The organism is Thermanaeromonas sp. DSM 22490 (assembly GCF_056378755.1).
Map to the genome: position 1 here is coordinate 14,491 of NZ_JBJHHE010000015.1, position 24,275 is coordinate 38,765.

26 protein-coding genes and 1 other annotated feature (1 of these 27 running past the window's edge) are annotated in these 24,275 nt (G+C 51.9%); of the genes, 1 reads left to right on the top strand and 25 read right to left on the bottom strand.

Annotated features, from left to right (window positions below; all coding sequences use genetic code 11):
- Window position 1 precedes the first annotated feature (1 nt).
- From rplN to AC1BI1_RS10575, 23 genes are all read right to left on the bottom strand, one after another.
- A complete protein-coding gene (gene rplN, locus AC1BI1_RS10465) occupies window positions 2-370 on the bottom strand; it encodes a 50S ribosomal protein L14 (protein WP_476717239.1) in 369 nt (122 codons plus the stop codon).
- A 42-nt stretch (window positions 371-412) separates the two neighbouring features.
- Window positions 413-667, bottom strand: coding sequence for a 30S ribosomal protein S17 (gene rpsQ / locus AC1BI1_RS10470; protein ID WP_476717240.1), 255 nt, complete (start codon window positions 665-667; stop codon window positions 413-415).
- 39 nt (window positions 668-706) lie between these two features.
- On the bottom strand, window positions 707-922 hold the full coding sequence (gene rpmC / locus AC1BI1_RS10475) for a 50S ribosomal protein L29 (protein ID WP_476717307.1): 216 nt from the start codon (window positions 920-922) through the stop codon (window positions 707-709).
- Window positions 912-1,346, bottom strand: coding sequence for a 50S ribosomal protein L16 (rplP, locus tag AC1BI1_RS10480; RefSeq protein ID WP_476717241.1), 435 nt, complete (start codon window positions 1,344-1,346; stop codon window positions 912-914). Before rplP ends, rpmC begins: the two co-directional genes overlap by 11 nt.
- Complete coding sequence (gene rpsC / locus AC1BI1_RS10485; protein WP_476717242.1) at window positions 1,324-2,019, bottom strand: 30S ribosomal protein S3; 696 nt, start codon at window positions 2,017-2,019, stop codon at window positions 1,324-1,326. The genes rplP and rpsC overlap by 23 nt, the downstream gene beginning before the upstream one ends.
- Window positions 2,020-2,023: 4 nt before the next feature.
- The gene (gene rplV / locus AC1BI1_RS10490) at window positions 2,024-2,362 is read right to left on the bottom strand and encodes a 50S ribosomal protein L22 (protein WP_476717243.1); all 339 of its coding nucleotides are present in this window, start codon (window positions 2,360-2,362) and stop codon (window positions 2,024-2,026) included.
- A 19-nt stretch (window positions 2,363-2,381) separates the two neighbouring features.
- Window positions 2,382-2,666: a 30S ribosomal protein S19 gene (gene rpsS, locus AC1BI1_RS10495; protein WP_476717244.1), complete on the bottom strand. Its 285-nt coding sequence runs from the start codon at window positions 2,664-2,666 to the stop codon at window positions 2,382-2,384.
- 25 nt (window positions 2,667-2,691) lie between these two features.
- On the bottom strand, window positions 2,692-3,516 hold the full coding sequence (rplB, locus tag AC1BI1_RS10500) for a 50S ribosomal protein L2 (protein ID WP_476717245.1): 825 nt from the start codon (window positions 3,514-3,516) through the stop codon (window positions 2,692-2,694).
- 20 nt (window positions 3,517-3,536) lie between these two features.
- Window positions 3,537-3,827: a 50S ribosomal protein L23 gene (rplW, locus tag AC1BI1_RS10505; RefSeq protein WP_476717246.1), complete on the bottom strand. Its 291-nt coding sequence runs from the start codon at window positions 3,825-3,827 to the stop codon at window positions 3,537-3,539.
- A 2-nt stretch (window positions 3,828-3,829) separates the two neighbouring features.
- Window positions 3,830-4,456: a 50S ribosomal protein L4 gene (gene rplD, locus AC1BI1_RS10510; protein WP_476717247.1), complete on the bottom strand. Its 627-nt coding sequence runs from the start codon at window positions 4,454-4,456 to the stop codon at window positions 3,830-3,832.
- 7 nt (window positions 4,457-4,463) lie between these two features.
- Window positions 4,464-5,093 (bottom strand): 50S ribosomal protein L3, encoded by a 630-nt coding sequence (gene rplC, locus AC1BI1_RS10515; protein WP_476717248.1) that lies wholly within the window; start codon window positions 5,091-5,093, stop codon window positions 4,464-4,466.
- A gap of 13 nt (window positions 5,094-5,106) precedes the next feature.
- On the bottom strand, window positions 5,107-5,415 hold the full coding sequence (rpsJ, locus tag AC1BI1_RS10520) for a 30S ribosomal protein S10 (protein WP_476717249.1): 309 nt from the start codon (window positions 5,413-5,415) through the stop codon (window positions 5,107-5,109).
- An 83-nt stretch (window positions 5,416-5,498) separates the two neighbouring features.
- Window positions 5,499-6,701 (bottom strand): elongation factor Tu, encoded by a 1,203-nt coding sequence (gene tuf, locus AC1BI1_RS10525; protein WP_476716772.1) that lies wholly within the window; start codon window positions 6,699-6,701, stop codon window positions 5,499-5,501.
- Between the two features lie 80 nt (window positions 6,702-6,781).
- The gene (fusA, locus tag AC1BI1_RS10530) at window positions 6,782-8,860 is read right to left on the bottom strand and encodes an elongation factor G (RefSeq protein WP_476717250.1); all 2,079 of its coding nucleotides are present in this window, start codon (window positions 8,858-8,860) and stop codon (window positions 6,782-6,784) included.
- Between the two features lie 88 nt (window positions 8,861-8,948).
- On the bottom strand, window positions 8,949-9,419 hold the full coding sequence (gene rpsG, locus AC1BI1_RS10535) for a 30S ribosomal protein S7 (RefSeq protein ID WP_476717251.1): 471 nt from the start codon (window positions 9,417-9,419) through the stop codon (window positions 8,949-8,951).
- A gap of 33 nt (window positions 9,420-9,452) precedes the next feature.
- Window positions 9,453-9,827, bottom strand: a complete 375-nt coding sequence (gene rpsL, locus AC1BI1_RS10540; RefSeq protein ID WP_476717252.1) for a 30S ribosomal protein S12 — start codon at window positions 9,825-9,827, stop codon at window positions 9,453-9,455.
- A 27-nt stretch (window positions 9,828-9,854) separates the two neighbouring features.
- Entirely contained in the window at window positions 9,855-10,106 is a 252-nt protein-coding gene (locus AC1BI1_RS10545) for a ribosomal L7Ae/L30e/S12e/Gadd45 family protein (protein WP_476717253.1), read from the bottom strand.
- Between the two features lie 38 nt (window positions 10,107-10,144).
- Entirely contained in the window at window positions 10,145-13,627 is a 3,483-nt protein-coding gene (gene rpoC, locus AC1BI1_RS10550; protein WP_476717254.1) for a DNA-directed RNA polymerase subunit beta', read from the bottom strand.
- Between the two features lie 21 nt (window positions 13,628-13,648).
- Entirely contained in the window at window positions 13,649-17,125 is a 3,477-nt protein-coding gene (rpoB, locus tag AC1BI1_RS10555) for a DNA-directed RNA polymerase subunit beta (protein WP_476717255.1), read from the bottom strand.
- 346 nt (window positions 17,126-17,471) lie between these two features.
- Window positions 17,472-20,510: a putative selenate reductase subunit YgfK gene (gene ygfK / locus AC1BI1_RS10560; protein ID WP_476717256.1), complete on the bottom strand. Its 3,039-nt coding sequence runs from the start codon at window positions 20,508-20,510 to the stop codon at window positions 17,472-17,474.
- Between the two features lie 273 nt (window positions 20,511-20,783).
- The gene (locus AC1BI1_RS10565) at window positions 20,784-21,062 is read right to left on the bottom strand and encodes a hypothetical protein (protein ID WP_476717257.1); all 279 of its coding nucleotides are present in this window, start codon (window positions 21,060-21,062) and stop codon (window positions 20,784-20,786) included.
- Between the two features lie 73 nt (window positions 21,063-21,135).
- Window positions 21,136-21,447: a pyridoxamine 5'-phosphate oxidase family protein gene (locus tag AC1BI1_RS10570; protein WP_476717258.1), complete on the bottom strand. Its 312-nt coding sequence runs from the start codon at window positions 21,445-21,447 to the stop codon at window positions 21,136-21,138.
- A 133-nt stretch (window positions 21,448-21,580) separates the two neighbouring features.
- Entirely contained in the window at window positions 21,581-22,270 is a 690-nt protein-coding gene (locus AC1BI1_RS10575) for a Crp/Fnr family transcriptional regulator (protein ID WP_476717259.1), read from the bottom strand.
- A gap of 268 nt (window positions 22,271-22,538) precedes the next feature.
- Here AC1BI1_RS10575 and AC1BI1_RS10580 point away from each other — a divergent pair, with 268 nt between their 5' ends.
- On the top strand, window positions 22,539-23,117 hold the full coding sequence (locus AC1BI1_RS10580; protein WP_476717260.1) for a DUF1638 domain-containing protein: 579 nt from the start codon (window positions 22,539-22,541) through the stop codon (window positions 23,115-23,117).
- 145 nt (window positions 23,118-23,262) lie between these two features.
- Here AC1BI1_RS10580 and rplL read toward each other — a convergent pair whose 3' ends face one another.
- Both rplL and rplJ read right to left on the bottom strand, forming a co-directional pair.
- Complete coding sequence (rplL, locus tag AC1BI1_RS10585) at window positions 23,263-23,646, bottom strand: 50S ribosomal protein L7/L12 (RefSeq protein WP_476717261.1); 384 nt, start codon at window positions 23,644-23,646, stop codon at window positions 23,263-23,265.
- Window positions 23,647-23,705: 59 nt separating this feature from the next.
- Window positions 23,706-24,233 (bottom strand): 50S ribosomal protein L10, encoded by a 528-nt coding sequence (rplJ, locus tag AC1BI1_RS10590; RefSeq protein ID WP_476717262.1) that lies wholly within the window; start codon window positions 24,231-24,233, stop codon window positions 23,706-23,708.
- A gap of 23 nt (window positions 24,234-24,256) precedes the next feature.
- Window positions 24,257-24,275: a sequence feature (ribosomal protein L10 leader region), on the bottom strand; it runs 130 nt beyond the window's last position.

Genomic DNA, 24,275 nt, shown 5'->3' on the forward strand with positions numbered 1-24,275 from the left:
CCTATAGCACCTCTGGCGCCAAGGAAATAATTTTCATGAAGTCCTTCTCCCTTAGCTCCCGGGCTACCGGGCCAAAGATACGGGTTCCGCGGGGATTACCCTGCTCGTTGATGATAACTGCCGCGTTCTCATTAAAGCGAATATAAGAACCATCCTCGCGCCTTATGGGTTTAGTGGTACGGACTACTACCGCCCGCACTACATCCCCCTTTTTTACTACGCCTCCGGGTGTAGCCTCTTTTACTGAAGCGATGATAACATCCCCCACGGAGGCATAGCGGCGCTTGGATCCCCCGAGAACGCGGATGCACATAATCTTCTTTGCTCCCGTGTTATCACCGACTTTGAGAATGGACTGCTGCTGGATCACCGCTGACTACCTCCTTCCCGGTTACCCTTAACTTCCTGCAAATTAACTGGGACGCTCAATAAGTTCTACTACGCGCCATCTCTTCTCTTTGCTCAAAGGCCGGGTTTCCATAATGCGCACTTTGTCCCCTACCCGGTACTGGTTTTTCTCGTCATGGGCCTTGAACCGCTTGGTACGCCGGATGGTCTTGCCCAATAGCGGGTGGCGCACCAATGTTTCAACTTCCACCACTACGGTCTTATCCATTTTATCGCTTACCACCCGGCCCACCCGGGTCTTGCGCTTATTTCGCTCCAAGGTTAAACCTCCTCCCTAAGCGGCCTTAAAATAGGGCTTTTAGGCCTGGCGGCGCTCCTTTAGTTCCCGCAGCTCCCTTTCCCGCAAAATAGTCTTGGCCCGGGCGATGTTGCGCCGCACTTCCCTCAGCCGCATAGGATTATCCAGTTGGCCGGTAGCCTGCTGGAACCGCAGGTTGAAAAGCTCCTGCTTCCAGTCTACCACCTTGCGTTCAATTTCTTCGGTGGTCAATTCGCGCAGCTCTTTAGCCTTCATGGACTTCACCATCCAATCCTACCCGCTTAACAAACCTGGTTTTAATGGGCAGCTTGTGCGAGGCCAAGCGCATAGCCTCCCGGGCCACCTCCTCGGTCACGCCGGCCAATTCAAAGAGTATCCGGCCAGGCTTCACTACTGCCACCCAATACTCAGGAGAGCCTTTGCCGCTGCCCATACGGGTTTCGGCGGGCTTGGCTGTGATGGGCCTGTCGGGGAAAATTTTAATCCATATCTTACCTCCCCGCTTTATGAAGCGGGTTATGGCTACACGGGCTGCTTCGATCTGCTGGCTGGTAATCCAGGCCGGCTCCAGAGCCATCAGCCCGTAGTCCCCAAAGGTAATCTCCGTGCCCTTGCTGGCCCTTCCGCGGGGGTGCGGCCGGTGGGGTTTCCGCCATTTAACCCTCTTTGGCATTAGCATGACTCAAACGTCCCCCTATCCTGCCTTTAACTTTTTCTTGTAACTTCTCCGGTAATACTTCGCCCTTAAAAATCCAGACCTTAATACCGATCTTGCCGTAAGTAGTATTGGCTTCGGCAAAGCCGTAATCAATATCTGCCCTTAAGGTATGCAACGGTACCTTGCCCTCACTGTACCATTCCGTCCGAGCAATCTCCGCCCCGGCCAGCCGGCCAGAAACGGCAATCTTGATGCCTTCTGCGCCCACGCGCATGGCCCTAGTTACGGCTTGCTTCATAGCCCGGCGGAAGGCCACGCGTTTCTCCAACTGGGCAGCCACATTCTCGGCCACCAGCTGGGCATCTAGCTCCGGCTTCTTGATCTCGGCAATGTTCAAGCTCACCTGCTTGCCGGTCATTTTCTCTATCTGCTGGCGTAAGCTTTCCACCTCGGCACCGCCGCGGCCGATGACTACTCCCGGTTTCGCGGTATGAATAGTCACCTTGATACGGTTAGCAGCCCTCTCTATCTCAATGGCGGAAACGCCGGCCTGGTACAGGCGTTCTTTAATAAACTTGCGGATCTTTAGGTCTTCGTGCAAAAGCTCTTTATAGTCCTTATCAGCATACCAGCGGGCATCCCAATCCCGGATGATACCTAGACGCAGTCCCTTGGGATGAACTTTTTGACCCACGTAATCAATCCTCCTTTTCTCCTACCACCACGGTGATGTGGCTGGTCCGCTTACGGCGTAAATCAGCGCGCCCCATGGCCCGCGGCTGGTAGCGCTTCATGGTGGGACCTTCATCCACATAAGCTTTGGTAACGAAAAGCTTATCGCGATCCATATTATAGTTGTGTTCGGCGTTGGCCACGGCAGATTTCAACACCTTGGCAATTATTCTGGACGCTTTTTTGGGCGTGGCCCACAGTATCGCCTCCGCTTCACGCACGCTCTTGCCGCGGATGAGATCTACGACCTGCCGCGCGCGGCGAGGGGAGATACGAATATACCTTGCCACTGCTCTCGCTTCCATGCCTTTTTACCCCCTAAGATTACTTCAGAGCTGTAGAGCGCTCTGTATGAGCACCGTGGCCTCTAAAAATCCGGGTAGGAGCAAATTCTCCCAGTTTGTGCCCTACCATATCTTCCGTAATATAAATGGGTACATGTTTTCGCCCATCATGAACGGCAATGGTATGACCTACCATCTCCGGCACAATGGTAGAACGACGGGACCAAGTCTTGATCACCCGTTTTTCCCCCTTCTCGTTCATCTCCACAATGCGCCGGAGGAGTTTAGGATCGCAGTAAGGCCCTTTTTTTAAGGACCGCCCCATGCTGTAACCCCCTTTGATTTAAGCCTTATTTCCGCCGCTTAAGGATAAGCTTATCGGAAGGCTTGTTCTTCTTCCTGGTCTTCACACCCAGGGCCGGCTTGCCCCACGGTGTCACCGGGTGGCGGCCTATGGGCGACTTGCCTTCGCCCCCACCATGGGGATGGTCCACCGGGTTCATGACCACACCGCGGGTCGTCGGACGGATGCCCAGCCACCGTGAACGCCCAGCTTTACCGATGGTAATATTCTCGTGATCCAGGTTGCCCACCTGGCCTATGGTTGCGCGGCAATCCAGGTGTACCATCCTGATTTCACCGGAAGGCAGACGAAGTTGAGCATAATCCCCCTCTTTGGCCATCACTTGCGCTGCAGATCCGGCTGAGCGCACGATTTGGCCTCCCTTGCCGGGTTTCAGCTCCACGTTATGCACCAAGGTACCCACTGGGATATTCCGCAACGGCAAGGCATTGCCTACCTTGATGTCCGCGTCCGGCCCCGAATATATTACATCGCCGACCCTTAAATTTTCCGGCGCCAGGATATAGCGCTTCTCGCCGTCCGCATAGTGGATGAGGGCGATGTTAGCCGAACGATTGGGGTCGTATTCAATAGTCGCCACGCGACCGGGTATGCCGTCTTTATCCCGCTTGAAGTCAATGAGGCGGTAGAGGCGCTTGTGCCCTCCTCCCCGGTGGCGCACCGTAATACGCCCCTGGTTATTACGACCTCCAGTCTTGGTCAGGGGGGCCAGCAGCGACTTTTCCGGTTCGGTGACTGTTATTTCGGCAAAGGTAGAAACCGTCATCTGTCGCCGTCCGGGCGAAGTCGGTTTAAACTTCTTAATAGCCATCTTCCCCTACGCTCCTTTTCCTACTCCAGCCCCTCAAAAATGGGGATTTTCTGCCCGGGCACTAGCGTCACAATGGCTTTTTTGCGGTCAGGCTGGCGTCCTTGGAAGCGGCCCATGCGGCGCAGTTTACCCCGGTCCACCAGGGTATTCACTTTAAGGACTTTTACGTTAAATAATTTCTCAATAGCCTGTTTGATTTCGGTCTTGTTGGCATCCCGGGCTACGATAAAGGTATATTTATTATCGGCCATAAGATTGGTCGTTTTTTCAGTGATCAGGGGTGCAATGATAATGTCCTGAGGAGCGCGCATCTCTACACTAGCACCTCCTGCACCCGCTCCACTGCCTCCCGGGTTATAACGAGTTTATCGTGGGCTAAAACATCGTAAACGTTTAACCCTTCAGAAGGCATAAGGGTTACTCCTGGAATATTGCGGGCGGAAAGTTCTACATTCTTATCTTTCTCTGCTGTCACTATGAGGGCTTTATCATCTTCCACTTTCAGGGCCTTGAGGATGCCGATCATATCCTTGGTTCGGGGCCGGGAAAGCTTCAGATCATCCAGCACGATGATATTTCCTTCCTGGACTTTGGCGGACAGGGCCGAGCGCAGGGCCAGCCGCCGCACCTTTTTGGGCAACTTATAACCATAATCCCGCGGCTTAGGGCCAAAGATTATGGCGCCGCCCCGCCAGAGAGGCGAACGGATGCTTCCTGCACGGGCGCGGCCCGTGCCCTTTTGTCTCCAAGGCTTACGGCCGCCGCCGCTTACTTCAGCCCAGCCTTTAGTGGAAGCCGTACCCCTCCGCTTGCTGGCCAACTGGGCGACCACGGCCTCATGGAGGACGGCTTCATTTACCTCCACCCCGAAGACCCGGTCATCCAGTTCTATTTCACCTACTTGCTGGCCCTGGGTATTGTATACCGCTACTTTGGGCATGGATCTCTTAGCCCCCCTTCACCGAGTTCTTAATAATCAGAAGGCCACGGCGCGGGCCGGGTACAGCTCCCTTGACCAGCAAGAGATTACGTTCCGCATCGCTCCTTATGACTTCTAAGTTCAACACAGTTACCCTTTCACCGCCCATACGCCCCGGCAATTTCCGCCCTTTGAAAACACGAGCCGGACCTTTAGCGCCCAGCGATCCGGGACGCCGGTGATATTTAGAGCCGTGGGCCATGGGGCCGCGCTGAAAGCCGTGTCTCTTAATTCCGCCGGCAAAGCCCTTTCCCTTGGAAATACCCGTTACGTCCACTCGTTCTCCGGGACGAAAGATATCCACCTTGATTTCCTGGCCCACCTGGTACTCGTCTACGTTTTCCAAACGCAGTTCCCGGAGATAACGAAAGGGCTTTAGTTTAGCCCGGGCAAAATGGCCGCGCAAGGGCCTATTGACCCGGCTTTCCTTTATAGGCTCGAAGCCCACCTGTAAAGCATTGTATCCGTCCGTGTCCACTGTTTTTTTCTGCACTACTACACAGGGACCGGCCTGGATCACCGTGGCCGGAATAACGCGACCCGCCTCATCAAAAACCTGGGTCATGCCTATCTTCTTTCCTAGGATACCCTTCTGCACGCGACAAAACCCCCTACAGCTTGATCTCAATGTCCACCCCCGCCGGAAGATCCAAGCGCATAAGAGCATCTATCGTTTTGGGTGTGGGTTCCAGTATATCAATCAGCCGCTTATGGATGCACATCTGAAACTGCTCCCGCGAGTCCTTGTTCACATGGGGTGAACGCAAAACAGTAAAAATGCTCCTCTTGGTGGGCAGGGGGATGGGGCCGGAAACCACCGCACCAGTACGCCTGGCTGTCTCCACAATCCTTTGGGAAGATTGGTCCAGGACCCGGTGATCGAAGGCCTTAAGGCGGATGCGGATTTTTTGTCTGGCCATAGGCCTAATTTCCCTCCTTAAAAGTTGCCGATCATCTCATATAAGGGGGATATGTCCTAGAGACATATCCCCATACTACCGCTCTACGCCAGAATTTTGGTGACGACGCCAGCGCCTACGGTGCGGCCGCCCTCCCGTATGGCAAACCTTAAACCCTCTTCTATGGCTATGGGCGTTATCAGCTCGATGGTCATCCGTATGTTGTCCCCAGGCATGACCATCTCTACCCCCTCCGGCAGCCTCACTACCCCAGTTACGTCCGTAGTCCGAAAGTAAAACTGCGGCCGGTAACCGTTGAAAAAGGGTGTGTGCCGCCCTCCTTCTTCCTTCGTCAATACGTATACCTCGGCCTCAAATTTCGTGTGGGGCTTGATGCTCCCAGGCTTGGCCAGCACCATCCCCCTCTCTACTTCCTTACGCTCTACCCCCCGAAGTAGCGTCCCTATGTTGTCCCCAGCTACCGCCTCGTCCAATACCTTCCGGAACATCTCTACCCCTGTCACTACCGTCTTCCTCACTTCTTCCCGTAACCCTATTATCTCTACTTCGTCCCCTACTTTCACCTTCCCACGCTCTACTCTCCCTGTGGTCACCGTCCCCCGCCCAGTTATGCTAAATACGTCCTCTATCGGCATCAGGAACGGTTTGTCTACCTCCCGCTCAGGTGTCGGAATGTAACTGTCTACTGCGTCCATTAGCTCCCATATCTTACCGCACCACTCGCATTCCCTACTACCACACCCGCATTCCATCGCCTTCAAGGCCGAACCCTTCACTACCGGTATCTCGTCCCCAGGAAATTCATACTCGCTTAATAGCTCCCTCACTTCCATCTCTACCAGCTCTAATAGCTCAGGATCGTCTACCATGTCTACCTTGTTCATGAATACTACTATATACGGTACACCCACCTGCCGCGCCAAAAGAATATGCTCCCGCGTCTGCGGCATCGGTCCGTCCGCCGCCGATACCACCAATATCGCCCCGTCCATCTGGGCCGCCCCAGTGATCATGTTCTTTACATAGTCCGCGTGCCCAGGACAGTCTACGTGCGCATAGTGCCGCTTCTCTGTCTCATACTCTACGTGGGCCGTGGCTATCGTGATACCCCTCTCCCTCTCCTCCGGCGCCTTGTCTATCTGGTCGTACGCCGTCGGTACGGCCCCCCCTATCTTCGACAAACAGTACGTTATCGCCGACGTCAACGTCGTCTTCCCATGGTCTACGTGCCCTATCGTCCCTACGTTAACGTGCGGCTTCTTACGCTCAAATTTTTGCTTGGCCATGGTAGTGATTTCCTCCTTGCTTAATTTCTTGATTTAGACTTTAAGTATTCATCTCCGGCGGGTCGGCCCGCCGGAGTTAATCACGCTCCCTGGTGCTTCTTGATGATCTCGTCAGCCAGGTTCTGAGGCACTTCACTATAATGCGAGAACTGCATTACATAGGTGCCGCGGCCCTGGGTACGCGAACGAAGATCCGTAGCGTAGCCGAACATCTCGGCCAGCGGCACATACCCGCGTATGACCTGGGATGCCGCCCGCGCCTCTATACCTTCGATCCGTCCCCGGCGAGCATTAAGATCGCCGATTACGTCGCCCATATACTCTTCGGGGACGGTGACCTCTACCTTCATAATGGGTTCCAGGAGGACCGGCTGGGCCCTTCTCACTCCATCCTTGAGGGCCTGGGAAGCCGCGATTTTGAAGGCCATCTCTGACGAATCTACCTCATGGTAGGATCCATCCACCAGGATGGCCCGCACATCCACCAGGGGATAGCCTGCCAACACACCTGTTTCCATGGCCTCCCGGATACCGGCATCCACCGCCGGGATATACTCCTTGGGTACTACACCACCCACAATCTTATTGACAAATTCATATCCTTTGCCCGGCTCCAAGGGTTCTAGCTCCAGGACCACATGGCCGTACTGGCCGCGCCCGCCCGTCTGGCGGATGTATTTGCCTTCCGCCCTGACGGGCTTGCGGATGGTTTCCTTGTAGGCCACCTGGGGTTTGCCTACGTTAGCCCCGACCTTAAACTCCCGGAGCAGCCGGTCTACAATGATTTCCAGGTGCAACTCTCCCATGCCCGAAATAATGGTCTGCCCGGTTTCAGGATCCGTGTGCATCCTGAAAGTGGGATCTTCTTCCGCCAGTTTCTGCAGAGCCAGGCTCAGCTTTTCCTGGTCGGCTTTGGTTTTAGGTTCTATGGCCACCGAGATAACCGGCTCCGGAAATTGCATGGACTCCAGGACGATCGGGTGCTGTTCATCACAGAGGGTGTCCCCTGTGGTCGTAACTTTCAAGCCCACGGCCGCCACGATATCGCCCGCAAAGGCCTCTCCTACTTCCTCGCGGTGATTAGCGTGCATCCGCAGGATACGCCCAATGCGTTCCCGGGTACCCTTGGTAGAATTATAGACATAAGATCCAGAACGAACGGTGCCGGAATACACGCGAATGAAAGTCAGCTTGCCCACATAAGGATCAGCCATAATCTTAAAGGCCAGGGCTGCAAAGGGCTCATTATCGCTAGAGCGCCGCCTATCCTCTTCTCCTGTCTCCGGATCTATTCCCCGGATGGCCGGAATATCGGTGGGTGCCGGCAGATAATCCACCACGGCATCCAGTAAGGTCTGAACGCCTTTATTCTTGAAGGAGGACCCACAGAGGACCGGAACCATCTTCAAGGCAATGGTCGCTTTCCGAATACCCGCCTTGATCTCGTCGTCCGTCAGTTCTTCGCCTTCCAGATATTTGAGCATAAGCTCTTCGTCGCTCTCCGCTACTGCCTCCAGTACCTTTTCCCGGTACTCAGCCACCAGGTCAGCCATCTCCATTGGGATGGGACGCTCTTCTATAACGGTCCCCAATTCGTCCACCCAATAAAGGGCCTTCAGGCGGACAAGATCCACCACGCCTTGGAAATTATCTTCGGCGCCGATGGGCAGCTGAACAGGAACCGGCGTAGCCCCGAGGCGGTCGGCTATCTGCCGTACCACTTGGAAGAAATCGGCACCTACGCGATCCATTTTGTTTACATAAGCAATTCGCGGCACCCCATATTTATCGGCCTGTCGCCATACCGTTTCCGACTGGGGCTCCACGCCCCCGACGGCACAAAAGATGGCTACCGACCCGTCCAGCACCCGTAAGGATCGCTCTACCTCCACGGTAAAGTCCACGTGCCCTGGCGTATCTATAATATTAATACGATGCCCTCGCCAGAAGCAGGTGGTAGCAGCCGAGGTAATGGTAATACCCCGCTCCTGCTCCTGGACCATCCAGTCCATGGTAGCCGTGCCTTCATGAACTTCACCCATCCGGTGTACTCGTCCGGTGTAGAAAAGAATCCTCTCGGTAGTGGTGGTTTTACCCGCATCAATATGAGCCATGATACCAATGTTCCTGGTCTTTTCCAGTGGGAATTCGCGCGGCATTGCTTTCTCACCCTTTCGTATCAGGTTACAGGCCTCGGGGGTCTTATTCTCATGGACCCCCTCATACCTGGGCCCCTGACCCCCACAGCTACCACCGGTAATGGGCAAAGGCTCTGTTGGCTTCAGCCATCTTGTGGGTATCTTCCTTCTTCTTCACTGCGCCGCCCGTATTGTTGGCCGCATCCAGTAGTTCAGCAGCCAGCTTCTCCTGCATACTCTTGCCGCTGCGCTCTCGAGCATAATTTACAATCCACCGGATACCCAAAGTCTGGCGCCTTTCCGGCCGGACTTCCACCGGAACCTGGTAGTTGGCACCGCCGACTCGGCGTGCCTTTGTCTCCAGCACCGGCATGACATTTTTTAAGGCCTGCTCAAAGACCTCCAGCGGGTCTTTACCAGTTTTTTCCCGTATAATCTCAAAGGCTCCATAGCAAATACGCTGGGCCAGCGACTTCTTGCCGTTTAGCATAATTTGATTTATGAGCTTAGTCACTTTGGTACTCCCGTAAATCGGATCGGGTTCAACCTCCCGCCGGGGTACACTCCCCCTTCGCGGCACCTTTATCCCTCCTTCACAAGCTGGTCTGGTCTTCTATTTCTTAGGCCGCTTAGCCCCGTACTTGGAACGTCCCTGCCGCCGGTTCTGAACTCCAGCGGCATCCAGGGCACCGCGAATGATATGGTATCTCACACCCGGCAGGTCTTTTACCCTGCCTCCCCGTACCAGCACTACCGAGTGCTCCTGCAGGTTATGGCCAATGCCGGGGATGTAGGCGGTAACCTCAATGCCGTTGGTTAAGCGTACGCGAGCTACTTTGCGCAAAGCTGAATTGGGCTTCTTGGGAGTAGTAGTATACACGCGTGTACACACCCCGCGCCGCTGGGGAGCCCCCTTTAAGGCCGGCGCTGCCGATTTCTTCTCTACTTTCTCGCGTGCCTCGCGTACTAACTGCTGAATGGTCGGCATCTCCTTCCCACCTCCTTCCCCAGCTTATTATTCCTCTAGGATAGCGGCTGAGGCCGAGCCGACCTCGATGCCGCAAGCCCGGCCCAGCTCTTCCATAGAATCTACCATGACCACTTCCACACCTTTTTCACGGCAGAGGGCCAACAGCGGCTCGGTAACGTGAGCCTCTGCATCCCGAGCGACGAAAACTACCCGGGCATTTCCTTTTTGTACGGCTTTAGTGGTCTGCTTGGTACCTACCGTCTTTTTTTTAGCTGCCCGTATACGCTCGTAGGACATTTATCGACCCTCCTAAAGTCACACGCTTACATATATTATCATTTTCCAGCAGCAGAGTCAACACCGGCTGTGGCCTCTTCCACCTCCGGCAAGACGACTTTTATATTCCGGTAGCGGGCCATGCCTGTTCCCGCCGGAATGAGCTTACCGATAATTACGTTTTCTTTGAGGCCCATGAGGGGATCTACCTTCCCTTTTATGGCCGCTTCTGTCAAAACCCGAGTGGTCTCTTGGAAGGAAGCTGCCGAGAGGAAGGAATCGGTGGTTAAAGAGGCTTTGGTAATGCCCAAAAGTATCGGCCGCGCTGTAGCCGGCTTGCCCCCCTTGGCCTTTGTTTTTTCGTTCTCCTCGGCGAACTCGAAGGCATCTATCAAGCCCCCGGGCAGAAGGCTAGTATCACCGGGGTCCTCCACTTTAACTTTGCGCAGCATCTGGCGGATCATTATTTCAATATGCTTGTCATTGATCTCTACACCCTGCATACGGTAAACCCGCTGCACTTCCCGCAGGAGATATAGCTGTACTCCCCGCACACCTTTAACCTTGAGGAGGTCATGGGGGTTAACCGAACCCTCCATAAGTTCGTCTCCAGGTTCCACCCTCTGCCCTTCTTCTACCCTCAAGCGCGAATCGTAAGGCACCTGGTAGGTGTAACGTTCACCGTTATCGGCCAGAATCTCTATTTCCCGGCGGCCTTTAACCTCGTTGATTTTTACCACACCGCTGGCTTCGGCAATGAAGGCTTGGCCCTTGGGCTTGCGGGCTTCAAAAAGTTCCTCTACTCGGGGCAAGCCCTGAGTAATGTCTTCCCCGGCCACGCCACCTGTATGGAAGGTCCTCATGGTAAGCTGAGTACCCGGCTCGCCGATGGACTGGGCAGCTATAATACCTACGGCTTCGCCGATCTCCACCAGTTTGCCAGTGGCTAAATTCCTGCCGTAACACTTACAACACACGCCGTACCTGGTCTTGCAGGTGAGCACCGAACGGGCAGGAACTTTTTTGATCCCGGCCGCTAGAATCGCCTCCACGGCTTCTTCGGTAATTTCTTCGTTTTTCCGGACAATAATCTCCCCTGTCTGGGGATGTACGATATCCCGGGCGGCATAGCGGCCCAAAATACGCTCTGCCAGATTCTCAATGATTTCATTACCTTCCCGGAGTTCTTCAATTTCAATTCCTTCGTCTGTACCGCAATCCTCTTCCCGCACGATCACATCCTGAGCCACATCCACCAGCCGACGGGTGAGGTAACCGGAGTCAGCCGTGCGGAGGGCCGTATCGGCCAGACCTTTACGGGCGCCGTGGGTGGAGATGAAGTATTCCAACACTGTCAGCCCTTCGCGGAAATTGGCCTTGATGGGCATGTCGATAATGCGGCCGGAAGGATCGGCCATAAGGCCCCGCATGCCGGCCAGCTGACGGATCTGCTGGATATTGCCGCGAGCGCCGGAGTTAGCCATCATAAATACGGGATTGAATTTGTCCATCTTTTCCACCAGACACTTGGTGACGGAATCGGTGGCCTCGTTCCAGAGCTTAATAACCTTCTGGTAGCGCTCCTCCTCGCTTATAAGGCCGCGGCGATACTGCTGATCTACCTTTTCTACCTCTTCCTCCGTCCGCCGGATTATCTCATGTTTTTCGTCTGGTACTTCAATATCATCTAGGCCAATGGTTATACCAGCCAGGGTGGAATAGTGGAAACCCAATCGCTTCATGCCGTCCAGCATCTGGGCCGTAGCCGCGGCGCCCAGCTCCCGGTAACAGCGGGCCACAATCTCGCCCAACTGCTTTTTGCCTATCTCGCAATTGTAGAAACCCAGTTCCTTAGGAATGGGGACTTCTTTGTTGAAAATCAGCCGGCCGATGGTGGTTTCCAGCAACTGGCCGTCCTCCATGCGCACTTTAATTAAGGCATGGAGATCGATAATCTTGTTCAGGTAAGCCATATAGGCTTCCTCATAGCTGGCAAAGATCCGGCCTTCACCCTTGGCCCCCGGCCGGGCTACAGTTAGCCAGTAAGAACCCAGGACAATATCCTGGGTGGGCGTAACCACAGGGCGGCCGTCCTTGGGGTTTAAAATATTGTTGCTGGCCAGCATCAGCAGCCGCGCCTCGGCCTGGGCCTCGGCCGATAAGGGCACGTGGACGGCCATCTGGTCCCCGTCAAAGTCGGCGTTGTAAGCCGTACAGACCAGGGGATGGATCTGGATGGCCCGGCCTTCTACCAATACCGGTTCAAAGGCCTGAATCCCTAAGCGGTGCAGAGTAGGAGCGCGGTTTAACAGTACAGGATGTTCCTTAATGACCTCCTCCAATACATCCCACACCTCATTCCGTACCCGCTCCACCATGCGCTTGGCGCTCTTGATGTTATGGGCAAACCCTTTGTCCACCAGCCTCTTCATAACAAAGGGCTTAAAGAGCTCCAGGGCCATTTCCTTGGGCAGGCCGCACTGGTGCATTTTGAGTTCCGGACCTACCACTATGACGGAGCGGCCGGAGTAGTCGACGCGCTTGCCCAGCAGGTTCTGGCGGAAGCGCCCCTGCTTACCTTTCAGCATGTCGCTTAAGGATTTTAAGGGGCGGTTGCCCGGGCCGGTCACCGGCCGGCCGCGGCGGCCGTTATCGATAAGGGCATCCACCGCTTCCTGAAGCATGCGCTTTTCATTACGGACAATAATGTCGGGGGCTCCCAAGTCCAGGAGCCTCTTTAAACGATTGTTGCGGTTGATGACCCGGCGATAGAGGTCGTTTAAGTCGGAAGTGGCAAAGCGGCCGCCGTCCAGCTGCACCATAGGCCTGAGCTCAGGCGGAATTACCGGGATAACGTCCATGATCATCCATTCCGGCCGGTTGCCGGATTGGCGGAAGGCTTCCACCACCTCTAGCCGACGGATAGCGCGGATGCGGCGCTGGCCCGTGCTCTCCTTTAGCTCCTGCCTCAACTCTTGAGCCAACTTGTCAAGATCAATCTCCTGGAGCAGCTCCTTAATGGCTTCCGCTCCCATACCGGCTTTAAACCTGTTGCCGTAGCGTTCGCGATATTCCCGGTACTCGGCTTCCGACAAGAGCTGCTTTTTAGTTAAACCTGTATCCCCGGGATCGATTACTATATAGGAAACGAAATACAGGACCCGCTCCAAAGAACGGGGAGACATGTCCAAAAGCAAGCCCATCCGGCTGGGAATACCTTTAAAATACCATATATGGGAGACAGGTGCGGCCAGTTCGATATGTCCCAGGCGTTCGCGGCGCACCTTAGAACGGGTAACCTCCACACCACAGCGGTCACACACTACTCCCTTATAGCGCACCCTTTTATACTTGCCGCAATGGCATTCCCAGTCCCGAGTCGGTCCAAAAATGCGCTCGCAAAAGAGGCCATCTCGCTCCGGCTTTAGGGTGCGGTAATTTATAGTTTCTGGTTTTTTCACCTCTCCACTGGACCAGGCCCGGATCTGTTCGGGAGAAGCCAGGGCAATACGTATACGATCAAAGTTGCTTACATCCAGCACGAAACTCCCTCCCAAAAAGGGTTATTCTTCCTCAAATTCGCCATTAGGAACCACTTTACGCTGGTAGCGGTGCGGATAAGACAGGGGTTCTTCCTCGTCTGCTTCCAGTTCCACGTCTCCCATAAAATCAGTTTCCAGTTCTTCTAAGTCTAACTCTTCAACCACTTCCTCTTCCTCAGCTTCTTCCTCTTCGGCCTCTTCTTCTGTCTTTCCTCCTGTTCTGCGAACTAATTTTTCTTCGGGATGAAGGTCAAAACCTAATTCCTTGCTGGATTCACCGATGTCTTCGTCCTCGTCCCTGATTTCAATTTCCTCATTTTCTTCCGAGAGCACTTTGACATCTAGACCTAAGCTCTGCAATTCCTTGATCAAAACCTTGAAGGACTCGGGTACACCAGGTTCCGGAACGTTTTCTCCCTTGACTATGGCTTCGTAAGTTTTAACCCGGCCCACCACATCATCTGATTTGACGGTGAGAATCTCTTGTAGCGTATAAGCCGAACCATAAGCCTCCAGAGCCCATACCTCCATCTCGCCAAAGCGCTGCCCGCCGAACTGCGCCTTGCCGCCCAAGGGCTGCTGGGTGACCAGGGAATAAGGTCCGGTAGAGCGGGCATGGATCTTATCGTCTACCAGGTGGGCCAGCTTCAGCATATACATATAGCCTACGGTAATAGGACGGTCAAAGGGTTCTCCGGTCCGGCCGTCGTAAAGAATGGTCTTGCCGTCCTCCGGCAGCCCGGCCCGGCGCAGGGCTTCTTTAATCTCCTCTTCATCTGCTCCGTCGAAGACCGGGCTGGCCATGTAAATGCCTAAAGTCTTGGCCGCCCAGCCCAAGTGCGTCTCTAAGATTTGACCTAAATTCATGCGGGAGGGCACGCCTAGGGGATTAAGAACTATATCTACCGGGGTACCGTCAGGTAAAAAGGGCATATCCTCCACAGGCAAAATGCGGGAAATAACACCTTTATTACCATGGCGCCCGGCCATCTTGTCGCCTACCGAAATTTTTCGCCTCTGAGCCACATAGACCCGCACCAGTTTGTTTACGCCCGGAGCCAGCTCATCTCCATTGTCCCGAGAGAAGACTTTAACATCCACCACTTTGCCCGATTCTCCATGGGGCACCCGCAAGGAGGTATCCCTAACCTCGCGCGCCTTTTCACCAAAAATGGCCCTGAGCAACCTTTCCTCTGCCGTGAGCTCCGTTTCTCCCTTGGGAGTAACTTTACCTACCAGGATGTCCCCCGGCCTGACCTCGGCTCCGATGCGGATGATGCCCCTCTCATCCAAATCCTTCAACACATCTTCGCCCACATTGGGTATGTCCCGGGTAATCTCCTCCGGACCCAGTTTGGTGTCCCGGGCTTCACACTCGTACTCCTCGATGTGAATAGAAGTGAAAACATCATCTTTTACCAGGCGTTCACTTATCAGAATAGCGTCTTCGTAGTTATAACCTTCCCAGGTCATAAACGCTACCAATACGTTTCTTCCCAGGGCCAGTTCACCGTTTTCCGTGGAGGGCCCATCGGCGATCACTTCGCCTTTTTCTACGCGCTGTCCTTTGCGCACAATGGGCTTCTGGTTGATACAAGTACCCTGGTTAGAGCGCACAAATTTCTGGAGGCGATATACATCGGTGGTCCCTTTGTCGGTACGAATTACGATCTCCTGGGAAGTCACCCGTTCGACAATACCGGGATTTTCGGCTAAAATTACCACGCCGGAATCCCGAGCCGCCCGCCATTCCATACCCGTCCCTACCAGAGGAGACTCCGTCCTCACTAAAGGCACAGCCTGGCGCTGCATGTTGGCTCCCATGAGAGCGCGGTTGGCGTCGTCATGCTCCAAAAAAGGGATCAGGGAGGCAGCCAGGCTCACCATCTGCTTAGGCGAGACATCCATCAAATCCACGCGCTCAACAGGTACTACTACAATCTCGCCGTGATAGCGGGCAGTAGCCCGAGGCACCAGGAAACGGCCTTCTTCATCCACAGGTGTATTGGCCTGGGCAATGACGTGCTGGTCTTCTTCATCAGCGGTAAGATAGACTACTTCGTCGGTAACCACACCTCGCTCTTTATCCACTTTGCGGTAAGGCGTCTCAATAAAGCCAAACTCATTGACCCGAGCATAGGTACTTAAAGATCCAATGAGCCCGATGTTAGGACCTTCCGGCGTCTCGATGGGGCACATGCGGCCATAATGGGAAGTGTGCACATCGCGCACTTCGAAGCCCGCTCGTTCCCTGCTGAGGCCCCCGGGACCTAAAGCGGAAAGCCGGCGCTTATGGGTTAACTCCGAGAGCGGATTAGTCTGGTCCATAAACTGGGATAGCTGGCTGGACCCAAAGAACTCCTTAATGGCCGCTACCACCGGCCGGATATTGATCAATACTTGTGGTGTGATCACTTCTACATCCTGGATAGTCATGCGCTCCCGCACGACCCGCTCCATTCTAGCCAGACCGATGCGGAACTGATTCTGTAGAAGCTCACCTACTGAGCGCACCCGGCGATTTCCCAGATGATCTATATCATCCGGCTTAACTTGGCCATCCATCAGGCGCAGCAAATATTTTATAATATGCACGATATCCTCCTTGGTCAACCAGCGGATATATTCCTGCCGGCCGTTGACCTCCTGGGTGAGGACACCGTGATTTAATTTCTTATGCAGCTTATAGCGACCGACCTGGCCCAAATCATAACGTTTGGGATCAAAGAAAAGGGATTCCAGGAGATTTTTGGCACTTTCTACTGTAGGAGGCTCCCCCGGACGCAACCGCTTATAAATTTCTACCAGGGCCTCTTCTTCCGAATCCGTAGGATCCTTTTCCAGAGTAGTCTGGATGCGTACATCATAATCAAAGAGCTCCAAGATACGGGCTTTAGTGTTATACCCTAGTGCTTTAAGCAAAACAGTAGCGGGTATTTTGCGGGTCCGATCTACCCGCACGTAGACGCTGCCCGTATTATCTGTTTCAAACTCCAGCCAAGCTCCCCGGTTGGGGATCAAAGTGGCACCATAGACCTTGGTTCCTGAAGGGTCCATGCTTTCTGAATAATAAACTCCAGGGGAGCGCACCAGCTGGCTAACAATAACCCTTTCTGCCCCGTTAATGATAAAAGTGCCCTTGGGAGTCATCAGGGGGAGGTCTCCCATGAAGACTTCCTGCTCTTTAACCTCACCCGTCTCTTTATTAATCAGGCGCACCTTTACCCTTAAAGGAGCGGCATAAGTCATATCGCGCTCTTTACATTCTTCGATGGTGTACTTGGGTTCGCCCAAAGAATAATCCGCGAATTCAAGGATTAGATTGCCCGTAAAATCCTGAATGGGTGAAATCTCCTGGAAAGTCTCCCTTATACCCTCTTCAATAAACCACTGGTAAGACTTGCGCTGGATTTCAATAAGGTTGGGAAGATCCAGGACCTCTTTAATGTTGGCGTAGCTCCAGCGTTCCCGATTGCCGACCTTAATGGGATAAGGCATGGCCAGGTCCCCCCCCAAAAGAAATTACAAAAGCAAGGTTTAAAAACCTCGCTTTTGCTTTGACAGAACTGCTGCTGAACTAATTATTACCCTTTAAGGAAAAGTTTAATCGTGGGGCCGCAAAATAATGGCAATGTAGTATACTATCATAAGAGCAGAAAGATGTCAAGCCCCCGCGGTAACTCATTTAAAGTCTAACCCGAGGGGGTATGAATCGCTCACGACGGAATCTTACCGGGGGATGTGTTGGATAAAATAAAACAAAACAAACTGGTAGGGGTTATCAGTTACCCCTACCAGAAAGGCAGCAGCCATAAGGTTTTCAAGCTAGCGATGAAAGACGGAGTTAAAACAAATACTTGTATCCCCTGAAGGTCGTCCAGATGAGGTGTAACACCCCTTTGAGCAGGTCCACATCAGGACCCACCTCAGCCCGGCCAGCTGCATCAAATTTTACCGTCATTACCCGGTTGTCAACCCGCAGCTTAAAGACCGGTTCCTCCCCATCTTCTACTAAAAGGAAACCGTTGTTTTGGCTGTTGGCAAAGTCATCTTCACTCCAGAAAAGAGTTAATTTATCCTTGTAAGGAGCGCCATCATAAGGGCAGAAGGTCGCACAGTTTCCGCATTCATTGCACATTCCGTCCACGTGAACGATCTGGTTCCCAACAGCAATGTTGGCCCTGTTGGGGCATACTTCTACGCAAATATTACAAACAAAGCCGCATTCTAAACATCTCTCATGTTCTTCCCTCATGTCCGGGGAAGCCCCTTTGAGAATACCTTTTTTCTGGATAATCTCCTGCAGCCTCTTCTTCTCGTCAAAGGAGGGCATTACCCTGCCCTGGGCGGTAGCCATAGCTTCTTTCTCTAAAATGGCCCTGGCCACCTTGCTTCCATCAGCAATGGCCTGAACTATTGTTGAGGGTCCGCGCAGGGCGTCTCCACCAATAAATACATTTTCCAGATTAGTTTCATAAGTGGCCGGATTAACGGTAATTTCTCCTCGTTCACTAACCTGGATACCGTTTTTCTTTAGAATCTCATAGTCCACCGCTTGGCCAATGGCGGATATAATGGCATCCACAGGAACTTCTTCAAACTCACCCTCTTTAGGAATAGCTCTCAGCCTTCCCGAAGCATCAGGTTCGCCCAGTTCCATCTTTTGACACCTAAGCATACCTTCAGACCAGGAATACGGGGACAAGAGCTCTTTAAAGACTATACCTTCCTCCAGGGCGGCTTTTAGTTCTTCTCTGTTGGCCGGCATATACTCTTTAGTTCTTCTGTAGATGATATAAACCTTTTCTACGCCGTCCACCCGCAGAGCTGCCCTAGCCGCATCCATGGCCGTGTCCCCGCCGCCTATAACGGCCACATTTTTGCCCAGCCTCACGGCTTCTCTATTCTTGTTAAACTGTTCCAGGAATTCGAGGGCGTTTATTACCTTCTCTGCGCCGGTCTTAAGTTCTAAGGGATTAGATTTGGTAGCCCCTAGGGCCAGGTATACATATTTATAGCCGTCCCGCTTGAGCTTATCCACGGAAAAATCGGGATTTATGCCCAGCTCAAACTTGACACCCGCCTTCTTGATCAGCTCCAGGTCGTTTTCTATGGCTTCCCTGGAAATGCGGAAATGCGGAATAACGTACTGTACGGTACCGCCCGGTTTTTCCTTTTGATCAAAGATAGTAACATCCAGGCCGGCCCTGGCCAGGAAATAACCAGCAGCCAGACCCGAAGGGCCCGCCCCGATGATTGCTACCTTGGCAGAGCCCCTCTTCTCTGCTTTCTTTAATTTTTGTAGATAATCCTGGTAACCGTTTTCGGCGGCTATCCTTTTCATTTCGCGAATGCACACCGGTTCCTCATAATCGAGACGGGTACATTTAGAGGCACAGAACTGAGGACAGAGGGTTCCCGTAATGAAGGGGAGCGGGTTCTTTTCAGTTATAAGTTCATAGGCCTCCAGGTATCTTTTTTCCCCGACCAGCCTTATATACTCGGGGACATCCTGCCCGATAGGACACCCAACGGTACAGGGGGCCACAAAGCAATCAGTCAAAGGTAGGGCCTTGGCTATTTTCCTGCTTTTTACCCTTCTTTTTTCTTTATGGTAGTTCGAATCTTTAAAGACGCTGGCCGCCAGTTCTTCCAGCTTCTCCAAATTTATGACATCCTTTTGGCCATCCTCCAGGCGGGCTTCCAGCTCCTCCGCCATTTGCCTTAGTCTCAGATAACCACCGGGCTTTAAGAGGGTCGTGGCTACGGTAATGGGCCATATTCCTGTCTCGAAGATGCGAGCGATATTAAAAGCATCTCCTCCGCCAGCGTAGGAAATTTTAAGTCGACCGTTAAATTCCGCAGCGAGCTTATAGGCCAAATTAATGGTTAAGGGATATAAGGCCCTGCCCGACATATACATTTCCTCGCCAGGCAGTTCACCCCTGGTTATTTTTACCGGCAAGGTATTGGAAAGTTTTACGCCGAAGCTCCTTTGCTGCTCCTGGGCAAAAGCTTGAACCCGCTTTAATAAATTCACGCCGTCTGCGTATTGCAGGTCGTGGGCAAAGGACTCTTCCTTGAGCTGGATGTAATTATAACCCATTCTGTTCAAGGCATCTTTTACGAATTCATAGCCTAAAAGAGTGGGGTTTAACTTCACAAAGGTATGCAACTTTTTCTCGGCTAAAAGATACTTGCAAATGGCTTCAATTTCTCCTGGCGGGCAGCCATGTAGAGTAGAGAGGGTGACTGAATTACATATATTAGGTGAAATCTCATCGACGAATTTTTCATCCACGCCAGAAAATCTCTTAATTTCTTCTTTTAATACTCTCTTGCACCCTTGAAAAATTTGGGTGTTCGTGGCATCCTTGAGCGCTTCTATGAATCTATCAACTTTAGGGGACTTAATGCCCTCCAAATCATAACCCACGCTCATATTAAACATAAAGGAGCGTGGCCCCAATCCGCCCATTTCTCTCTCTAAAACGTGTAGCAAAAACCACGCCTTAACATATTCTTCCAAGGCTTCCTCAATGGAGAGTTCGGTTGACCATTCAACATTGTAGCCCTCATCTTCAGCGTCGATGCAGGGTTTGGCCAGCTCCAGTTTGTCCAGTATCTGTACAGTCTTAAGCTCAAAAAACCTGCCTCCACAGAGGTAGGAAGCCACGATATTCTGGGCCAGTTGCGTGTGCGGACCGGCAGCCGGTCCAATAGCGTTCCCCAAATATTCTCCGAACAATTTTAGGTAGACGTTGCTCCTCTTTTGAAAAAATTTTTCCTGCGGTACACCAAACATGCTCTGGTATCTCTTGTACTCTTCCAGTATCCAGTTTAAGAGTTTCCTGAACGGAATCGGCCGCATTACGTCACCCATTTTCTAGCCCCCTCATATGGAAGAACTATGTCGCTCCCCTCAAGAATTTTGTGGGGCAACCTGTTTTAATAACACTATATTCTACTTCTAAAGATAAATTCCTGCTTAAAATTGATTCTTTTCTCGTATTTTATTCTTACAACAGGTACCGCTAGCCCAGCATTTACTACCTTGTACCCTCCTGTTTCCGGTGATAGAGTGGGTGGAGGAGTTTCCTCCTCCGACCCTCAGTCAAATCGCAGGCCAAATTATTGCTGACGAGAAACTAAACAGTCAGGTATTTCCCTGGAACTGGCTCAAAGGGCAAGTACGGCGTGAGCTACAGTAGTAGCAATGGCTGTCGGCACTGGCTGGTAGTTTTTTACCTACCCCCATGACCAGGCTCATCGATTTGCGTGGCCACATCATTCCCCGCGTGTAGAGGAGGAGCCGCCCATGGGGGCCGGTGCCCTGTTCATGAACCGGCGCACCAATAGATTCCAGCTCGCGGTGGACACCCTTGCCCTTGGCTAGCAGGCTGGTGGTGTCTCTCCTGCAGTGGGCTTTCACCATCGAATTAGCGCTGCCGGGCACACACAAAAAAGCACCAGCAAAAATGCCGGTGCCTCGTGGGACAGCACTATTTTTATAATAGTGCCTCCGCTTTTTCCGCTTTAAATAGAACTTGTTGTTCCTCGACACATGCCTTTCCGATAAGGCGGTACCCCTTGGGACTACCCTCGCGGGTAGCAATGACTATTTGCATTTTTCCGGTATCTTGGATATTCTGCTGAGTTCTATACATTTTATAGATGCTGAAAACGAGAATATCCCCTTCCCGCACCTCCTTCACTTGGCCTACAACAATCAGGTGGGGCTCTCCTTGGGACGATACAGTAACGATAGGAATAATAGGGGCCTGGGGGATTAACTCTTGAATTTCTTTTGTGATAACCATCAGGCTTACCTCCTTTAAGGCTTGTTTTTAACCAAGTATACAGGAGTTAACAGGCGGAGGTTGTAAAATTTTTTACTTAACATGCGATTCCGCCTCCGGAGGTCTGCCAGCTCCTTGTAAAGAAAGTCGTTTTTTAGGAAAAATACTTTTCAATACATGGGTCGGTTTTCAAAATATAACATTTCCCATGGCGATCAACAATGTCCATTTTCCTTAATTCTTTCAAGACTTGGGCTACCATGACTCGCGAGGCACCTATCATGTTGGCCAATTCCTGTTGGGTAATCTCCAACTCTATGATCGTTCCACTGGGTATTTTCCGTCCATACTCGTCAGCCAACTTAATTAACAACCGTAATAATTTTTCTTTTACCGGTATACCTATCGCTTCACTAAGTTGTTGCGTAGTGTCATATAATTTTTGCCCAAGATAACCGATAATTTTTACGGCAAAACCAGGATTTTGTTGAAGTAGTTTTTCAAACTGTTGTCGGCTAAAACAACACACCATGGCTTCTTCCATAGCAATTGCACTAAACAGGTGTTCCTGACCCTGCTTCTGAAACAGTGCTGTCTCACCAAGTACTTCTCCAGGTCCAATGACATCAAGGATTCTTTCCCGCCCTTCATCAGTAACTTGCACAAGTTTAAACTTGCCCGCCTTGATTAAATAGACGGTGTTGGCCGGTTCACCCTGGAAAAATAAAAAACTGCCTTTTGTAATCCGTTTTTTCGTTGCGCTATAACAGACATTGGCAAACTCAGATTGGTCCAATCCTCGAAATATGGGTAATTCTTGTAGACATAGGAGACAACGTTTCATTGGCTTCACCTTCCCCTGGCGTCACAAAAAAGAAGTTTCAGTCTACGTTTTGATTTAGTTCCAACTATACCACCTAAAATATCTGACATCCAGGGCTTTTTACGAAAAATTTCAGCGCAATAATGCGATCCGCTGAGTATTGGTCGTTTAAGTCCAAATTGGAGGAGGGCCATTACCATCGAACATTAATGTAAAATTTTTAGCATCGCTGGAAGAAAAACGAACGTATTATATAACTAACCATCGTAAAGGCAAGGGGGATCCGGACGTGTCAAAATGCCTTATTTGTTGTGGCATTTTACAAAAGGAACTGGAACAAATCTTTAATGAAGGTTTCCCGGACAATAATAATATATCTGCCCGTGTATACCTAGAGCCGGCACTACACGTGGATCTCAATAAGCTATACAGCATATTAGAAGATACTATCGCCAACTTATCCAGAAAGAGCAAAAAATTACTTCTGGTCTACGGGACAAGTTGTCATCCAGAAATGGAAGTATTAGCCCGGCATTGCGGAGCATCAATAATACCAGCACGCAATTGCATCGAAATGTTACTAGGAGAAGAAATGATAAAACTAAATCAGGAAGCCAAGACCTTTTATCTGACCCCTGGATGGCTGGAGAACTGGAAAAACATATTTATAAACGGGCTTGGTTGGGATAGTATTGATGCCCGTCAAAATTTTGCCATTTATGATCGAATTCTACTCCTAGATACGGGAGTAACACCCCTGGCGGAAGAAAAAATCCTAGAGTTCTTTGATTATGCCCAGATACCCGTGGAAACCCGCCGGATAGGTTTACAGAACCTGCGTAAATTAATCCTTAGCACCGCCATATAATTTGAGCAACGTTATCAGCTCATCGTATACTTTCGTGGTGCCATTTTCTCCATTTTTAATTGGTTTCCATAAGACCTTTAATGTCAAAAAGCAGAAGCCGGTGGTTAACTTAACAAACCACCAGCTTCTGCTCCTTTCCAGATCGCTATTTTATCTCTACTACAGCTCCTGCTTCTTCCAGCTTAGCCTTAATACTTTCAGCCTCTTCCTTGCTGACCTTCTCCTTAACCGGCTTAGGCGCACCGTCTACCAGATCCTTGGCTTCCTTAAGGCCAAGACCCGTAATCTCCCGCACAACTTTGATAACATTGATCTTCTTGTCGCCGGGAGCCTTGAGAATTACATCAAACTCTGTTTGTTCCTCAACGGCAGCCTCAGCAGGAGCTGCGGCCGCACCAGGAGTTACAGCCACGGCCACTGGCGCGGCAGCGCTCACGCCAAATTCTTCTTCCAAGGCTTTCACTAGCTCCGCCAACTCTAACACTGTCATCCCTTTTACAGCTTCTACAATCTCAGCCACTTTGCTCATATTCCCTTCGTTCCTCCTCAATCTTTAAAATTTCTTCGATAATCTTTTAAAATGCTTCTTTAAGAGGCTTCCTTTTGTTTGCGTACGGCCTCCAAAACATAAACCAAGTTGCGCAAGGGCCCAGCCAAAACATTGACCAGACCGTAGAGGGGGCCTTGTAAGCCGCCCACCACTTTGGCCAGTAACTCTTCCCTGGGCGGAAGTTCGGCTAAAGCCCTTATTTCTGCCGGGCTAATGATCTTGCCCTGCAGCATGCCAGCTTTAAGTTTGAAGTTTTCTTTGGTCCTGGCAAAGCCAGACAGTATCTTGGCGGGAGCCACAGGGTCATTATAGGTAAAGACTATGGCCGTGGGTCCTTCCAGGTAAGGGTCCAGGCCTTGAAGGCCTAGATCCCGGGCAGCTATCCTGGTGAGGGTGTTCTTTACTACCTTTAGCTCTGCCCCTGCTTCCCGCAGTTGCCGCCTCAATTGGGTAATCTCGGCCACATTTAAACCTCGGTAATCGGCCAGGACAAAGGCCAAGGATTGGCTGAGTTTACCCTTTATTTCATGGACCACAGCTGCTTTAGCTTCCCGCTGCTTGCTCAAACCCTAGCACCCCCTCTCCTGGGCTAAAAAAATATAAAGCTC

Excerpts from the sequence above, each read along its gene's own strand:
- rpmC (WP_476717307.1), bottom strand. The coding sequence starts at position 922 with ATGAAGGCTAAAGAGCTGCGCGAATTGACCACCGAAGAAATTGAACGC.
- rplP (WP_476717241.1), bottom strand. The coding sequence starts at position 1,346 with ATGCTAATGCCAAAGAGGGTTAAATGGCGGAAACCCCACCGGCCGCAC.
- rplV (WP_476717243.1), bottom strand. The coding sequence starts at position 2,362 with ATGGAAGCGAGAGCAGTGGCAAGGTATATTCGTATCTCCCCTCGCCGC.
- rpsS (WP_476717244.1), bottom strand. The coding sequence starts at position 2,666 with ATGGGGCGGTCCTTAAAAAAAGGGCCTTACTGCGATCCTAAACTCCTC.
- rplB (WP_476717245.1), bottom strand. The coding sequence starts at position 3,516 with ATGGCTATTAAGAAGTTTAAACCGACTTCGCCCGGACGGCGACAGATG.
- rplW (WP_476717246.1), bottom strand. The coding sequence starts at position 3,827 with ATGCGCGCTCCTCAGGACATTATCATTGCACCCCTGATCACTGAAAAA.
- rplD (WP_476717247.1), bottom strand. The coding sequence starts at position 4,456 with ATGCCCAAAGTAGCGGTATACAATACCCAGGGCCAGCAAGTAGGTGAA.
- rpsJ (WP_476717249.1), bottom strand. The coding sequence starts at position 5,415 with ATGGCCAGACAAAAAATCCGCATCCGCCTTAAGGCCTTCGATCACCGG.
- tuf (WP_476716772.1), bottom strand. The coding sequence starts at position 6,701 with ATGGCCAAGCAAAAATTTGAGCGTAAGAAGCCGCACGTTAACGTAGGG.
- fusA (WP_476717250.1), bottom strand. The coding sequence starts at position 8,860 with ATGCCGCGCGAATTCCCACTGGAAAAGACCAGGAACATTGGTATCATG.
- rpsL (WP_476717252.1), bottom strand. The coding sequence starts at position 9,827 with ATGCCGACCATTCAGCAGTTAGTACGCGAGGCACGCGAGAAAGTAGAG.
- AC1BI1_RS10545 (WP_476717253.1), bottom strand. The coding sequence starts at position 10,106 with ATGTCCTACGAGCGTATACGGGCAGCTAAAAAAAAGACGGTAGGTACC.
- rpoB (WP_476717255.1), bottom strand. The coding sequence starts at position 17,125 with ATGCCTTATCCCATTAAGGTCGGCAATCGGGAACGCTGGAGCTACGCC.
- ygfK (WP_476717256.1), bottom strand. The coding sequence starts at position 20,510 with ATGGGTGACGTAATGCGGCCGATTCCGTTCAGGAAACTCTTAAACTGG.
- AC1BI1_RS10565 (WP_476717257.1), bottom strand. The coding sequence starts at position 21,062 with ATGGTGAAAGCCCACTGCAGGAGAGACACCACCAGCCTGCTAGCCAAG.
- AC1BI1_RS10570 (WP_476717258.1), bottom strand. The coding sequence starts at position 21,447 with ATGGTTATCACAAAAGAAATTCAAGAGTTAATCCCCCAGGCCCCTATT.
- AC1BI1_RS10575 (WP_476717259.1), bottom strand. The coding sequence starts at position 22,270 with ATGAAACGTTGTCTCCTATGTCTACAAGAATTACCCATATTTCGAGGA.
- rplL (WP_476717261.1), bottom strand. The coding sequence starts at position 23,646 with ATGAGCAAAGTGGCTGAGATTGTAGAAGCTGTAAAAGGGATGACAGTG.